Here is a 391-nt window from a genome sequence, read left to right on the forward strand (position 1 = left end):
TTAGGAAGCATATCGACTATATGATACTCCTCATTACTTGTGTAATATTCATCTTTATGTTTGGGGAGATTATCCATAAATTGAGACAGTACTTCGTTTTCTGGTCCTTCGGTAAAGAAAATACCAACTACTGCCAGTAAACCCGTAGTTGAATTTCTGTGTACCAGATGCATCTCCATAGGGTATCTATTTCCATTTACTGTATGCTCACTACCTGTATGAAAGTGAAACTGCAAAAGATCGTAATCAATATTGTTTAATGAGGCCGAACTACCAGAAGTATAATCAAAACGTAAAGTATGACCATTATTAACAATAGTTGTAGTACTTGTAGTATAATTGATATTGATATTATTAATAGTATCATCTTCATCTATATCATCGGTTATAA

General features: G+C 32.7%; 1 protein-coding gene. It reads right to left on the reverse strand.

The genetic code is table 11. From position 1 onward, the window contains the following. Positions 1-391: carbonic anhydrase family protein (locus Z053_RS29145; protein ID WP_025667169.1), on the reverse strand; the 391-nt coding region annotated here is incomplete at both ends.

The organism is Aquimarina megaterium XH134, from assembly GCF_000520975.1.
Classification (GTDB): Bacteria; Bacteroidota; Bacteroidia; order Flavobacteriales; family Flavobacteriaceae; genus Aquimarina; species Aquimarina megaterium.